The following is a 12,992-nucleotide window of genomic DNA, read 5'->3' on the forward strand; positions in this document are numbered from 1 at the left end:
CATAGTCGACATCATTTCGATGACTGGAAGTCGTGCTCATGCCCTTCGACGGTCGCCTGCTGAGCGGCATCAGCGCCCTGGCCGCGGTGGTCGAGGCCGGCAGCTTCGTGCGGGCGGCGGACAGCCTGGGACTGACCCAGTCCGGCGTCAGCCGCGCCGTGGCCCGGCTGGAGGCGCGGCTGGGCGTGCGCCTGTTCGACCGCACGCCGCGGGCGGTGACGCTAACCGAGGAGGGCCGCCGCTTCTATGACGGGGTGATGCCGCATCTGACCGGCATCGAGGAGCGGGCGGCCGAGGCGTCGGGCGGCGCCACCGCCGTGCGCGGCCGGCTGCGGGTGAATGCCGACGCCGCCTTCGGCCACTATGTCCTGGCGCCGCGCCTGAGCGCCTTCATGGCGCGGCATCCGGAGATCGAGCTGGAGCTGGTGGTGCGCGACCGCATCGGCGACCTGGTGGCCGAAGGCTTCGACATCGCGCTCCGCTTCGGCGAGCCGGAACCGTCCGGCCTGAACAGCCGGCTGCTGCTGGAGACGCGGGTGATCACCTGCGCCGCGCCCGACTATGTGGCCCGGCGCGGCCGGCCGCAGCACCCGGACGACCTGGTGCGGGACAATCATGAGTGCGTGCTGGTGAAGGAAGCCGCGACCGGCCGGCCTTATGAGTGGGAGTTCCGGCGCAAGGCCGAGGTGCTGTCGGTGCCGGTCAGGGGCCGGCTGACGGTCAACGACGCCGGCGGCCTGATCGGCGCGCTGCTGGGAGGCCAGGGCATCGGCCAGCCGCTGGAGTTCAGCGTGCGCGACCTGCTGGCCGACGGCCGGCTGGTCCGGCTGCTGCCCGACTGGTCGGATGAGCGCTTCCCGGTCTACGCCTATCACCGCTCCCGCGGCCTGCCCTCGGCCCGGGTGCGCGCCTTTCTCGACTTCGTGTTCGAGATCACGGTGTAGGCCATCGGAATTCAGCCCGGCTGGTAAGGCGTTGCCTCTCCCGCTTGCGGGAGAGGTCGGAGACGCGAAGCGGCTCCGGGTGAGGGGATTTCGTCGAGGCCCGGGCCAGCCCTCACCCGGTCTCGCTGCGCGAGCCCGACCTCTCCCGCCWGGCGGGAGAGGCAACGCGAAAACGCTCGGCATCCCGAGACAAAAGAAAAAGGGGCGCCGCAGCGCCCCTTCCCGTCCCGGCCTTCAGGCTGCCGCGGCGAGCGGCTGAGGTTCGAGCACCAGCCCGTCCTCGCCGGCCGTGACCTTGACCGTGCTGTCATCGGCCACCCGACCCTCCAGGATCGCCGTCGCCAACGGGTTCTGCAGCTCGCGCTGGATCACCCGCTTCAGCGGCCGTGCGCCGTAGATCGGGTCGTAGCCCTGGTCTGCCAGCCAGCCCTTGGCCTTGTCGTCCAGCTCCAGCACCACCTTGCGGTCCGCCAGCAGTTGGCGCAGGCGCTGCAGCTGGATCTCGACGATGCCGGTCATGTTGGCGCGGCTGAGCCGGCGGAACACGATCATCTCGTCGAGCCGGTTCAGGAACTCTGGCCGGAAGTGCTGGCGCACCGCCATCAGCACCTTCTCGCGGCTGACGAAGTCGATCTCGCCCTCGGTCTCGCCCTGTTCGATCGAGGCCACGGCAAGATGCTCGGAGCCGAGATTCGAGGTCATGACGATCAGCGTGTTGCGGAAATCGACCGTCCGCCCCTGCCCGTCGGTCAGGCGGCCATCGTCCAGCACCTGCAGCAGCACGTTGAAGACGTCCGGATGGGCCTTCTCGACCTCGTCGAACAGGATCACCTGGTAGGGCCGGCGCCGCACCGCCTCGGTCAGCGCGCCGCCCTCGTCATAGCCGACATAGCCCGGCGGGGCGCCGATCAGCCGGCTGACCGCGTGCTTCTCCATGTATTCGGACATGTCGATGCGGACCATCGCCGTGTCGTCGTCGAACAGGAACTCGGCCAGCGCCTTGGTCAGCTCGGTCTTGCCGACGCCGGTCGGGCCCAGGAACAGGAAGCTGCCGATCGGCCGGTTCGGGTCCTGCAGCCCGGCGCGGGCGCGCCGCACCGCGTTGGCGACCGCCGTCAGCGCCTCGTCCTGGCCGACGACGCGGGTCTTCAGCTTGTCCTCCATATGGAGCAGCTTGTCGCGCTCGCCCTCCAGCATCTTGTCGACCGGCACGCCGGTCCAGCGGCTGACCACCGCGGCGATGTCGTCGGCCTGCACCTCCTCGCGCACCATGTGCGAGGCCTGGGCCGCCTCGGCCTCCTTCAGCTTCTTCTCGAGGTCCGGGATCACGCCATAGGTCAGCTCGCCGGCGCGCGCCCAGTTGCCGGAACGCTGCGCCTGCTCCAACTCGCCGCGGGCCTGGTCCAGCTGCTCCTTCACCTTGGTCGCCGCGGACAGCTTCTCCTTCTCCGCGGTCCAGGCCGCGGTCAGGGTGGAGGACTGCTCCTCCAGCTCGGCCAGGTCCTGCTCCAGCTTGGCGAGGCGGTCCTTCGAGGCGGTGTCGGTCTCCTTCTTCAAGGCCTCGCGCTCGATCTTCAGCTGCATGGCACGCCGGTCCAGCGCCTCGATCTCCTCGGGCTTGCTGTCGACCTGCATGCGCAGCCGCGACCCGGCCTCGTCGACCAGGTCGATCGCCTTGTCGGGCAGGAACCGGTCGGTGATGTAGCGGTTCGACAGGGTGGCCGCCGCGACGATCGCGCCGTCGGTGATGCGCACGCCGTGATGCAGCTCGTACTTCTCCTTCAGGCCGCGCAGGATCGAGATGGTGTCCTCGACCGTCGGCTCGGAGACGAAGACCGGCTGGAACCGCCGGGCCAGCGCCGCGTCCTTCTCGACATGCTTGCGGTACTCGTCGAGCGTGGTGGCGCCGACGCAATGCAGCTCACCGCGCGCCAGGGCCGGCTTCAGCATGTTCGACGCGTCCATGGCGCCGTCCGCCTTGCCGGCGCCGACCAGCGTGTGCATCTCGTCGATGAACAGCACGATCTCGCCGGCGGCGGTCGTCACCTCCTGCAGCACCGATTTCAGCCGCTCCTCGAACTCGCCGCGGAACTTGGCGCCGGCCACCAGCGCGCCGAGGTCGAGCGCCAGCAGGCGCTTGTTCTTCAGGCTCTCCGGCACATCGCCATTGACGATGCGCAGGGCCAGCCCTTCGACGATCGCGGTCTTGCCGACGCCGGGCTCGCCGATCAGCACCGGGTTGTTCTTGGTCCGGCGCGACAGCACCTGGATGGTGCGGCGGATCTCCTCGTCGCGGCCGATCACCGGGTCGAGCTTGCCCGACCGCGCGGCCTCGGTCAGGTCGCGCGCGTATTTCTTCAGGGCATCGTACTGGCCCTCGGCCGTGGCGCTGTCGGCGGTGCGGCCCTTGCGCATGGCGTCGACGGCGCGGTTCAGCGTCTGCGGCGTGATGCCGGCCTGGGCCAGGGCCGCGCCGGCCCCGGTCTCCTTGGCGATGGCGAGCGCGAGCAGGAGGCGTTCGGCCGCGACATACTGGTCGCCGGCCTTCTTCGCCTGATCCTGCGCCTGGTCCAGAACGCGGGCCAGCTCGCGGCTCATATAGACTTGGCCGCCGCCGCCCTCGACCTTGGGCTGCTTGGCCAGCGCCTGCTCCACCGCCTGGGACGCGGCCTCGGGCCGGCCGCCGGCGCTGCGGATGAGGTTGGCCGCCAGGCCCTCCTCGTCATCCAGCAGCACCTTCAGCAGGTGCTCGGGCAAAAGCTGCTGGTGGCCGCGGGTCAAGGCCGCGGTCTGAGCGGCCTGGAGGAATCCCTGGCTGCGCTCGGTGAACTTCTGAAGGTCCATACACTCTGTCTCCACTGTCCGGCGCGGTCGTCTTGCTCGAAGCCCGACCCCGCCCTGATCCACGTCATGTGCGATCCGGGAGGATGCAGGACTGATGTAGGGGTGTGGCCGCGCCGCAACAAGGGCCGTCGCAACCTTCCCGCCGGCAGTAGCGATCGTGTCGCGAAGGCCGGGTCTCAGATGCGGTTCAGCGCCAGGCACTCCTTCGAAAAGCGAACGATCTCCGATGTTAGCGCGGGGCTGAGATCGCGTTTCGGGATGATCAGGCCCTGGATCTCGCTCAGCATCAGATAGATGTGGGTCGGACTTTCCTCGACTCCGTGGAAGGCCCGCCATTCCATCCGCGAGCGGGTCCCGTCGGAACGGCAGTCGACGCCCTGCTCGTCAAGGGTAAGATCCACCCGCCCCTCGAATGTGGCGCCAGGATTGGAACCGATGGTTCGACGGATGGAGCGGCGGAGAATTTGCTGTCGAAAGACGATGCACGCCAATCCAACCAGCATAAGCCCCAGACAGAAGAACAACACCGTCGAGCGTGTTATATATTTGTCCAGGCCACCTCTCATCAGAGCCAGCAGTGCCAGTCCGATCAACACCCATACGGGAAACTCGACAGCAAACCGCTTCCGATTCCTCGCCCTGAGTTCCGGCCGATTGGCCCGAGAGACGCTGAATTCGACATAATCCGATCTGTCGAGGCTATAGGAGAACTCAATCCGCTTCTGCTCGACGGATGACAGTGGCGTGCTCAAAATCGGCCATCCTAAAAATTTATGCCAAGCATAGCTGGTGAAGTGCCGTCGGCAAAGCTGAGGGGCGGCTCGCCAGGACGTACCAATCGCGCATAGCGGCGATCCTCGGCGCGCTGATTGTTTCCGCTGGCGATAACGCGCTAGGGTTTTCTCCCGTATCGTCGGATCGACCGCCATGACCGCCGCCCGCCTCGTCGACCTGTACCGCTACCCCGTCAAGGGTCTGGCCGGGCAGAAGCTCGCTGCCGCCGATCTGTCGTCCGGCGGGACCCTGCCGCATGACCGGCGCTTCGCTATCGTCCACGGCGCCAGCCAGTGCGACCCGACGGCACCGAGCTGGCAGCCGAAGCGGCAGTTCCTGCAGTTGATGACTGATGAGAGACTGGCCCTGCTGGGCATCGACTATGACGACGCCACCGAGGCGCTGACGCTGAAGCGCGACGGCAAGCAGGTGGCGCGCGGCCTGCTGTCGATGCCGATCGGGCAGGAGTTGATCAACCAGTTCCTGAATGCCTTCATGAAGGATGCGCGCGGCGCGCTGAAGATCGTCGCCGCCCCCGGCATCGCCTTCACCGACAAGCCGGAGAAGCTGGTCTCGCTGATCAACCAGGCCTCGGTGAAGGACATCGAGCGGGTGACGCGCGCCCCGGTCGACCCGCGGCGCTTCCGCGGCAACCTGATCCTTGGCGGCCTGCCGGCCTGGGCCGAGTTCGACTGGATCGGGCGGGAGCTGACGATCGGATCGGCGCGGCTGAAGGTCGTGTCACGGATCACCCGCTGCGCCGCCACCAATGTCAACCCGGCGACCGGCGAGCGCGACCTGAACATCCCGAAGGCACTGATGACCGGCTTCCGCCACGCCGATTGCGGCATCTATGTCGAGGTGATCGGAGAGGGCCGGATCGCGCAGGGAGACACGCTGACGGTCGCTTAGGCCGCCGGCAGGCAACAGCAGTCTTGACCGGACGAGGATCGATCGCATGTTATTACATGCGTGATCACGATCCTTGAGGTTCCCATGGTCGCCCTGAAGCTGCGCGCGATCGGCAATTCCGTCGGAGCGGTCCTGCCCAAGGATGTGCTGACCAGGCTGCATGTCCAGGAAGGCGACACGCTCTACCTGACCGAGGCGCCGGACGGCTACCGGCTGACGCCCTACGACCCCGACTTCGAGGCGCAGATGGACGCCGCCCGCAAGGTGATGAAGAAGCGGCGCAACCTGCTGCGGGAGCTGGCGAAGTAGGTGGACGCGCCGCGCTGGATCAGCCGCGCGGTCGTCCTGGCGCTGCATGACGAGCAGCTGGCGGAGCATGGCGGCGCCCCGGGCCTGCGCGATGCCGGCCTGCTGGACTCCGCCCTCGACCGGCCGCGCAACCTGCTCGCCTATGGTGCGCCCGATCTCGCGGCCCTCGCCGCCGCCTATGGCTTCGGCCTGATCCGGAACCACCCCTTCGTCGACGGCAACAAGCGGGTGGCCTTCGTGGTCACCGAAACCTTCCTGGCCCTCGCGGGGCAGGAGATCGCCGCGGACGATGCCGAATGCCTGACGATCTGGCTGGCCCTGGCGGCCGGCGAGGTGTCGGAGGATGAGCTCGCGGCCTGGCTGAGGCCGCGGCTCATCCCCCTGCAGCCATAGTCGCGACGGTTACGGCCGCACCGGACCGGTGCCCGCTCCCGTGGCCTCAATGGCCGTGGCGATCTCGGCGACATCCTCCGGCGTCAGCTCCAGCGTCGCGGCGTCGAGCCAGCCATCGACCTGCGCCGGGCCGCGGGCGCCGACGATGGCGGCGGTGACCGCCGGCCAGGCCAGCGTCCAGGCCACCGCCACGGCGGCGACCGAGGTGCCGCGGCGCGCCGCCACCGGCTTCAGCGCCTCGGCCAGCGCCAGGTTGCGGGCCAGGCCGTCACCGGTGAAATGCGGCGAGCGCGAGCGCCAGTCGTCCTTCGGCAGCGCCGCCGCCCGCTCCGCCGTGAAGGCGCCGGTCAGCAGGCCGGACTGCATCGGGCTGTAGACGATGACGCCGGTGTCGTGCTTCGCGCACCAGGGCAACTCCGCCGCCCCGATGTCGCGCCGGATCGCCGAGAAGGGCGGCTGCAGCGTGTCGACGTGGCCGACCGCCTCGGCCCGCGCCAGCAGCTCGACATTGTGGTTGGACAGGCCGACGGCCCGCACCTTCCCTTCCGCCTTGAGGTCGAGGAAGGTCTGCCATAGCGTCTCGATCGACGTGCCGTCCTCGGCCGGCCAATGCAGCTGGTACAGGTCGATCCGCTCGACCCCGAGCCGCCGCAGCGAAGCCTCGACCTCGCGCCGCAGGCTGGCGGGGGCGCCGACGCGCTTCGGCACCGCCGTGCGGTTGGCCTCGTCCCAGATCAGCCCACCCTTGGTGAAGACATAGGGCCGCTTGTCCGCCGGGATCTCGCGCAGGGCGCGGCCGACGATCTCCTCGGAATGGCCGAGGCCGTAGACGGCGGCGGTGTCGATCCAGTTGATGCCGACCGCGGCGGCGTGGCGGATGGCGGCAACCGAGGCGTCGTCGTCCTGCTCGCCCCAGGCGGCGGCCCAGCCGGAGCCGCCGATCGCCCAGGCGCCGAAGCCGACCCGGGTGATCGCCATGTCGGTGGTGCCGAAACGCCGCGTCGGCAGGTGGGTCTCGCTCATCGGTCTGCTCCCGTCATGTCAGACATGGAGAATGACGGCATCGCATTCAGCGTTCCAATTGAATGTTCAGATCGCATTCAGCATGATCCGAGAACAATCGCAGGATCGGGCGCACCCATGGATCTGAGGCAGCTGGAGCATTTCCTGGCGGTGGCGGAGGAGCAGCATTTCACCCGCGCCGCCCGGCGGGTGAACATCGTGCAGTCCGGCCTGTCGGCCTCGATCCGGGCGCTGGAGGAAGAGCTGGGCGCGCCGCTGTTCATCCGCAGCACCCGGCGGGTGGACCTGACCGCCGCCGGCCGGGTGCTGGCCGAGGAGGCGCGGCGGGTGCTGGCCGCGGCGCAGGGCGCCCGCGACGCCGTGGCCCAGGTGCAGGGCCTGGCCCGCGGCCGGCTGGCGATCGGCACCACCCACAGCCTGGCACCCTTCGTCGACCTGCCGGAGCTGCTGGCCCGCTTCCACGCCGCCCATCCGGGGGTCGAGATCCGGCTGTGCCAGGGTGGATCGGACCGGCTGTTCGAGAAGCTGCGCGACAGCCGGGTGGACCTGGCCTTCGTGCCGATGCAGCCGGCGCCGCCGCCCGATGTGCAGGCCACCATGCTGGCCTGTGAGGAGCTGGTGGCCGCCTGCCGCCACGACCATCCGCTGGCCGGCCGCAAGAACGTACCTCTCAGTCGCTTGGGCCGCGAGACCTTCGTCGATTTCCAGACCGACTGGGGCACCCGCCAGCTGGTCGACCAGGCCTTCGCCCGCATCCGGGTGGAGCGCCGCACCGGCTTCGAGGTCAACGACCTGCCGACCGCGCTGGACCTCGTCGCCCTCGGACTCGGCATCGCCCTGGTGCCGGAAGCGATCATCGCCGCGCATCCGGCCGACCCGCATCGCCCGCCGCTGGCGGTGGCGACACTGGCCCCGCCCGAGATCTGCTGGGAGCTGGGCGTCGCCCATGCCGAGCGCGGCGCCGGCGACGGCCCGGTCAATCCCGCGGCCCGGGCCTTCCTGGCGCTGATGGAGTCGGAGCGCGTGGCCGCCGCGGCAGCGTGAGGGGGCGAAGGGCTGATCGAAGACCGACGTTCCGAACGCCTATCCTTCACCGTCATTGCGAGGAGGCGAAGCCGACGAAGCAATCCAGGGGCCGGTGCGCATTGGCCCCTGGATTGCTTCGCTGCGCTCGCAATGACTGTGCAGGGCTTCGAGGCTGGGAAAGTACGGCCCTTCAGGCCACCTGGACCAGCGGACCGGACCACTCCGAGACCACGTCGGACAGCGCCGGGCGCGGGCGGTCCTCCATCGGCTCGGACGGGGTGCCGAGATAGATGAAGCCGAGGATCTTGTCGGTCGCCGGGTCGTGGCCCAGCAGCTCGACGATCCTCGGGTGGAAGGCCGGCCAGCCGGTGATCCAGCTGCCGCAGAAACCCTGGGCGTGCGCCGCCATCAGGATGTTCTGGCACAGCGCGCCGCCGGACAGGATCTGCTCCAGCTCCGGGATCTTGCCGGGCTGCGGCTTGTGGGTGATCACCAGCAGCAGCGGCGCCAGGGCCGGCTTCTGCCGCATTGCCTCGATCTGCGCCTCGTTGGCCTCGGCGTTCTCGCGGGCGAAGATCTCCGCCATCGTCTCGCCGAGGCGCCGCTGCCCGTCCTTGCGCAGCACCTGGATGCGCCAGGGCGCCAGCTTGCCGTGGTCCGGTACCCGCGTGCCGGCCCGCAGGATCCGCTCCAGCGCCGCGGCGTCGGGCCCCGGCTCGACCATGTTGCGGGCCGGCACCGAGCGGCGCTTCAGCAGAAGGTCCAACGCGTCCATCTCGCACCCCTTGCCGTCATCGCGAGGAGCGCAGCGACGTGGCGATCCAGGGCCTCTTGTCTCGACTATCGAGCCGCTGGATGGCCACGCCCCTGCGGGGCTCGCCATGACGATCATTGTGAGTCCATCTAGTTGAGATTCACTCTCAACAACCAACATAAGGGCACCCGGATCAGAAATCCAGGTCGCGGTAATGCGCCGGCGCCGGAATGCCGGGAACATGGTCCTCCAGCAGCGGCCGGAAGCTGGGGCGGGACTTTATGCGCGAATACCATTGCCGCGCCTCGGGGTGGCTGTCCCAGGGCACGTCGCCGAGATAGTCGACCACCGAGAGATGGGCGGCGGCGGCGATGTCGGCCAGGCTGAACTCGTCCCCCGCCAGCCAGCGCCGCGATTCGGCGAGGTAGGAGATGTAGTCGAGGTGGTAGTGCACGTTCTGCCGGCCGGCGCGGATCGCATCCGAACTGGGCTGGCCGCTGCGCGTCACCCGCTTCATGAACTTCTCGCCGACGAGGTTCTCGGTGACCTCGCGGCCGAACTTCTGGTCGAACCAGACCAGCAGGCGCCGGGTCTCGGCCCGCGCCAGGGTGGTGTCGCCCAGCAGCGGCACCTCGGGATGCATCTCCTCCATGTACTCGACGATGACCCAGACATCGGTCAGCGTCGTGCCGTCCGGCTCGATCAGCAGCGGCACCTCGCCCGTCGGATTGAGGGCGAGGAACTCCTCGCGGCGCTCCCAGACCCGCTCGACCTTGATGTCGCAATGCAGGTCCTTCTCGGCCAGCAGCAGCCGGACGATGCGGGACTGGGCGGAGAGCCAGATGTGATAGAGGGTTCGCATGGCGCGCGAACTCTAACCGATCGCACGGAGTTTCGGTAAGGGCCGCGTTGCGCTGCGCCGGCACATGCCACCCCCGCGCCGATGCCGGGAACCAATCGGTTTGATCATGCCTGCGGCCCGGCTGCGACGCCGAGTCACGCCGCCACCGGCAGGCGGAACGCGGCGGCGAGGCCGCGCAGCGCGCCGGACAGCCGCGCGTCGGACAGGCGGGAATGCAGCGTCACCTCGCTCGACGTCAGCGCCGGCAGGCCGAGCCGCGGCCCGATATCGACCGTGCCGGGCGGCGCCGTCCGGCGGGCCAGGGGCGAGACGCCGAGCCCGGCCATGGCCGCCGCTGCGACAGCGGCACCGCCGCCGCCGACGAAGACCTCCACCCAGGGAACGCCGACCGCATCGAGCGCGCGCAACGCCGCGACCCGCACGCCGCAGCGCTCCCTGTGAGTGACGAGCGGCAGGGGTTCGCCCGGCCGATGATGCCAGCCGGTCGAGGCGAACCAGCCGAACTCGTCGCGGAACAGCACCTCGCCGTCGCGGCGGCCGGCGTCACGGCGGACGATCACCGCGTCGAGCGCCCCGGAATCGTATTCCTGGAGCAGATCCAGCGACGAGTCGAGGCGGACCTCCAGCGCCAGGCCAGGCCCCTGCCCCGCCACCCGGGCCAGCAGCATCGGCAGCTCCGGCCCCGCGACATGGTCGCTGATGCCCAGCACCAGGCGCTGCGGCCCGGCGGTGACCGCGGCCAGCGCCTCGTCCTGCGCCTCCAGCAGCCGCCGGGCGCGCGGCAGGAAGGCCTCGCCCTGCGGGGTCAGCCGCACCAGCCGGGGCGTGCGCTCGAACAGCCGGATGCCGAGCCGGTCCTCCAGCCGCTTCAGCCGCAGGCTGATGCCGGACTGGGTGGCGCCGAGCGCGTCGGCCGCCCGGGTGAAGCTGCCGTGGTCGGCGACCAGGACGAAGGCCTGAACGGCATCGAGATCGAGGGCGCGCATGGCTTCATCATTTCAAACTGAAATCACTGATAGTGATATCAAGTTCATTCCGAAATGATCAAGGCCGCGCTACATCTGCATTACCGCGGCACCCGCCGCCCGACATCGGAGACACGCCATGCCCCTCGTCCGGATCTCGCTGCGCAAGGGCAAGCCCGCCGGCCACATCGAGGCCATCCGCGACGGCGTCTACCTGGCCATGCGCGAGACCTTCAACGTGCCGGAGAACGACCGCTTCATCCTGGTGCACGAGCATGACGACACCGGCTTCGACTACGACCCGGCCTATCCCGGCCTGGCCCGGACCGGCGATGTCGTGTTCATCCAGATCACCGCCAACAACACCCGCACGGTCGAGCAGAAGCAGGCGCTGTACCGCCGCATCGCCGACCGGCTGGCCGAGAGCCCCGGCCTGCGCGGCGACGACGTGTTCATCAGCCTGGTCGAGGTGGCGAAGGAGAACTGGTCCTTCGGCAACGGCATCGCCCAGTACGTCTGACCCCGCCATGGTTCCGCCCCCATCCCCGCCTTAGAATGTCCGGCGGGGACGAGGGGGGGAGATCATGGCCAGGACGGGTTCGACGCGCCGGCGCGTGCTGGCGACCGGTGCCGTGACGTTGGGCGCGGCGGCGTTGGGCGGCATCGGCGGGGCCTGGCTGCAGCGCCTGTCCGACGCCGCCGCGCTGCCGCCGCCGGCCCCGCCCCGCACCTTGCTGGACGATGCCAGCGGCCTGAACCCGACGCCGGTGCGCGGCGTCGCCTTCGCCGAGGCGGAACCGGATGCGGCGGCCACCCGGCTGGCGCCGCTGCTGCGGCGGATCGCGGCCGGCGAGGAGCCGCCCCTGGCCGTGTCCGGCGCGCGCCATTCGATGGGCGGGCAGAGCCTGCTGCGCGACGGCTGGGCGCTGGACGCGCTGCCGCTGAACGGGATCGCGATCGACGCCGGGGCCCGCACCATGCGGGTCGGCGGCGGGGCGCTATGGCGCGACGTGGTGCCGGCGCTGAACGCGGCGGGCTTCTCCCCCGCCGTGATGCAGTCGAACAACGACTTCAGCATCGGCGGCACGCTGAGCGTCAACGCCCATGGCTGGCACGCCAACAGCCCGCCGGCGGCCAGCACGGTGCGGCGGCTGCGGCTGCTGACCGCCGACGGCACGGTGGCGGAGTGCGGCCCGGGCGATGAGCTGTTCGGCCTGGTGCTGGGCGGCTACGGCCTGTTCGGGGTGATTCTGGAGGCCGAGATCGCCATCCTGCCCAACGCGATGTACGTGCCGGACTTCGCCAGCCTGCCGACGCGCGACTACGCCGCCGCTTACGCCGAGCGCGTGGTCGCCCCGGTGGAGATGGCCTATGGAAGGCTGTCGGTCGATCCCGGCAGCCTGTTCGAGGAGGCGGTGCTGGGCTGGTACGTGCCAGTGCCGGAGACCCGCGGCACGGTGCTGCCCCTGCCCGCCTTGGACACTGGCGGGATGCAGCGGCTGGTGTTCCGCAACGCCGCCGGCAGCGACACCGGCAAGGCGGTGCGCTGGTGGCTGGAGCGCGAGGCCGGGCCCTGGCTGGCCGAGCGGACCAGCCGCAACAGCCTGCTGAACGAGCCGGCCGCAGTGTTCGCCAACCGCAAGCCTGGATCGACCGACATCCTGCACGAGTATTTCGTCCCCCGCGCCCGGCTGTGGGATTTCGCCCAGGCGGCCCGGACGGTGATCCGGCGCGACGAGGGCAACCTCCTGAACGTCACCGTGCGCGACGTCCGCCGCGACGAGCGCAGCGCCCTGGCCTATGCCCGCGAGGACGTGTTCGGCCTGGTCATGCTGTTCGTGCAGGAGAAGTCCGCCGCCGGCGAGGAGCGGATGCAGCGCATGACCCGCGGCCTGATCGACGCCGCGCTCGACACCGGCGGCACCTATTATCTGCCCTACAGGCTGCACGCGACCGGCGAGCAGCTGCGCCGCGCCTACCCCGCCTGGGATGAGATGGTCGCGACGCAGCGCCGGCACGACCCGAAGGGCGTGTTCCGCAACGGGCTGTTCCGGCGCTACGCGGAGGCGTGATCCATCATACCGTTGGTTGGAAATATTGATCCGTCATGGCGAGGCGCGTAGCGCCGTGGCCATCCAGGGGCCAGTGCGAGCCGCCCTGGATGGCCACGCCCCTTCGGGGCTCGC

General features: G+C 69.8%; 13 protein-coding genes. 7 read left to right on the forward strand and 6 right to left on the reverse strand.

The window, feature by feature from the left end:
- The first annotated feature begins 38 nt into the window (after positions 1 to 38).
- Positions 39 to 944, forward strand: coding sequence for a LysR family transcriptional regulator (locus BWR60_RS12370; RefSeq protein WP_088151322.1), 906 nt, complete (start codon positions 39 to 41; stop codon positions 942 to 944).
- A 234-nt stretch (positions 945 to 1,178) separates the two neighbouring features.
- Here the strand turns inward: BWR60_RS12370 and clpB are convergent, their stop codons facing one another.
- Both clpB and BWR60_RS12380 read right to left on the reverse strand, forming a co-directional pair.
- A complete protein-coding gene (gene clpB / locus BWR60_RS12375; RefSeq protein WP_088151323.1) occupies positions 1,179 to 3,788 on the reverse strand; it encodes an ATP-dependent chaperone ClpB in 2,610 nt (869 codons plus the stop codon).
- A 176-nt stretch (positions 3,789 to 3,964) separates the two neighbouring features.
- Positions 3,965 to 4,717 (reverse strand): YcxB family protein, encoded by a 753-nt coding sequence (locus BWR60_RS12380; RefSeq protein WP_088151324.1) that lies wholly within the window; start codon positions 4,715 to 4,717, stop codon positions 3,965 to 3,967.
- On the opposite strand from BWR60_RS12380, the gene BWR60_RS12385 reads away from it, so the two are divergent.
- The 3 genes from BWR60_RS12385 to BWR60_RS12395 all read left to right on the forward strand — a co-directional run bounded on the left by BWR60_RS12385 (position 4,716) and on the right by BWR60_RS12395 (position 6,176).
- A complete protein-coding gene (locus BWR60_RS12385) occupies positions 4,716 to 5,474 on the forward strand; it encodes an MOSC domain-containing protein (RefSeq protein ID WP_088151325.1) in 759 nt (252 codons plus the stop codon). The two genes, BWR60_RS12380 and BWR60_RS12385, sit on opposite strands and share 2 nt — an antisense overlap.
- Positions 5,475 to 5,558: 84 nt before the next feature.
- Positions 5,559 to 5,783, forward strand: a complete 225-nt coding sequence (locus tag BWR60_RS12390; protein WP_034831167.1) for an AbrB/MazE/SpoVT family DNA-binding domain-containing protein — start codon at positions 5,559 to 5,561, stop codon at positions 5,781 to 5,783.
- Positions 5,784 to 6,176, forward strand: a complete 393-nt coding sequence (locus BWR60_RS12395; protein ID WP_088151326.1) for a type II toxin-antitoxin system death-on-curing family toxin — start codon at positions 5,784 to 5,786, stop codon at positions 6,174 to 6,176. It begins immediately after the preceding gene.
- A gap of 9 nt (positions 6,177 to 6,185) precedes the next feature.
- Here BWR60_RS12395 and BWR60_RS12400 read toward each other — a convergent pair whose 3' ends face one another.
- Positions 6,186 to 7,199, reverse strand: a complete 1,014-nt coding sequence (locus tag BWR60_RS12400) for an aldo/keto reductase (RefSeq protein ID WP_218823467.1) — start codon at positions 7,197 to 7,199, stop codon at positions 6,186 to 6,188.
- A gap of 117 nt (positions 7,200 to 7,316) precedes the next feature.
- Between BWR60_RS12400 and BWR60_RS12405 the strand changes: the two genes are divergently transcribed.
- Positions 7,317 to 8,243 (forward strand): LysR family transcriptional regulator, encoded by a 927-nt coding sequence (locus BWR60_RS12405; protein WP_088151327.1) that lies wholly within the window; start codon positions 7,317 to 7,319, stop codon positions 8,241 to 8,243.
- A 172-nt stretch (positions 8,244 to 8,415) separates the two neighbouring features.
- Here the strand turns inward: BWR60_RS12405 and BWR60_RS12410 are convergent, their stop codons facing one another.
- The 3 genes from BWR60_RS12410 to BWR60_RS12420 form a co-directional block, all read right to left on the reverse strand.
- Entirely contained in the window at positions 8,416 to 9,000 is a 585-nt protein-coding gene (locus BWR60_RS12410; protein ID WP_179221735.1) for a nitroreductase family protein, read from the reverse strand.
- Positions 9,001 to 9,172: 172 nt separating this feature from the next.
- A complete protein-coding gene (locus tag BWR60_RS12415) occupies positions 9,173 to 9,841 on the reverse strand; it encodes a glutathione S-transferase family protein (RefSeq protein ID WP_088151329.1) in 669 nt (222 codons plus the stop codon).
- A gap of 134 nt (positions 9,842 to 9,975) precedes the next feature.
- Entirely contained in the window at positions 9,976 to 10,827 is an 852-nt protein-coding gene (locus tag BWR60_RS12420) for a LysR family transcriptional regulator (RefSeq protein WP_088151330.1), read from the reverse strand.
- A gap of 118 nt (positions 10,828 to 10,945) precedes the next feature.
- Between BWR60_RS12420 and BWR60_RS12425 the strand changes: the two genes are divergently transcribed.
- On the forward strand, positions 10,946 to 11,326 hold the full coding sequence (locus tag BWR60_RS12425) for a tautomerase family protein (protein WP_088151331.1): 381 nt from the start codon (positions 10,946 to 10,948) through the stop codon (positions 11,324 to 11,326).
- A 64-nt stretch (positions 11,327 to 11,390) separates the two neighbouring features.
- Positions 11,391 to 12,878, forward strand: a complete 1,488-nt coding sequence (locus tag BWR60_RS12430) for an FAD-binding oxidoreductase (protein WP_088151332.1) — start codon at positions 11,391 to 11,393, stop codon at positions 12,876 to 12,878.
- Positions 12,879 to 12,992 lie beyond the last annotated feature (114 nt).

The sequence above is a fragment of the Inquilinus limosus genome (genome assembly GCF_002195995.1).
Lineage (GTDB): Bacteria > Pseudomonadota > Alphaproteobacteria > DSM-16000 > Inquilinaceae > Inquilinus > Inquilinus limosus_C.

Bases quoted from the DNA above. Each gene is read 5' to 3' on its own strand.
- BWR60_RS12370 (WP_088151322.1), top strand. From the start codon at position 39: ATGCCCTTCGACGGTCGCCTGCTGAGCGGCATCAGCGCCCTGGCCGCG.
- clpB (WP_088151323.1), bottom strand. From the start codon at position 3,788: ATGGACCTTCAGAAGTTCACCGAGCGCAGCCAGGGATTCCTCCAGGCC.
- BWR60_RS12385 (WP_088151325.1), top strand. From the start codon at position 4,716: ATGACCGCCGCCCGCCTCGTCGACCTGTACCGCTACCCCGTCAAGGGT.
- BWR60_RS12380 (WP_088151324.1), bottom strand. From the start codon at position 4,717: ATGGCGGTCGATCCGACGATACGGGAGAAAACCCTAGCGCGTTATCGC.
- BWR60_RS12390 (WP_034831167.1), top strand. From the start codon at position 5,559: ATGGTCGCCCTGAAGCTGCGCGCGATCGGCAATTCCGTCGGAGCGGTC.
- BWR60_RS12400 (WP_218823467.1), bottom strand. From the start codon at position 7,199: ATGAGCGAGACCCACCTGCCGACGCGGCGTTTCGGCACCACCGACATG.
- BWR60_RS12405 (WP_088151327.1), top strand. From the start codon at position 7,317: ATGGATCTGAGGCAGCTGGAGCATTTCCTGGCGGTGGCGGAGGAGCAG.
- BWR60_RS12410 (WP_179221735.1), bottom strand. From the start codon at position 9,000: ATGGACGCGTTGGACCTTCTGCTGAAGCGCCGCTCGGTGCCGGCCCGC.
- BWR60_RS12415 (WP_088151329.1), bottom strand. From the start codon at position 9,841: ATGCGAACCCTCTATCACATCTGGCTCTCCGCCCAGTCCCGCATCGTC.
- BWR60_RS12420 (WP_088151330.1), bottom strand. From the start codon at position 10,827: ATGCGCGCCCTCGATCTCGATGCCGTTCAGGCCTTCGTCCTGGTCGCC.
- BWR60_RS12425 (WP_088151331.1), top strand. From the start codon at position 10,946: ATGCCCCTCGTCCGGATCTCGCTGCGCAAGGGCAAGCCCGCCGGCCAC.
- BWR60_RS12430 (WP_088151332.1), top strand. From the start codon at position 11,391: ATGGCCAGGACGGGTTCGACGCGCCGGCGCGTGCTGGCGACCGGTGCC.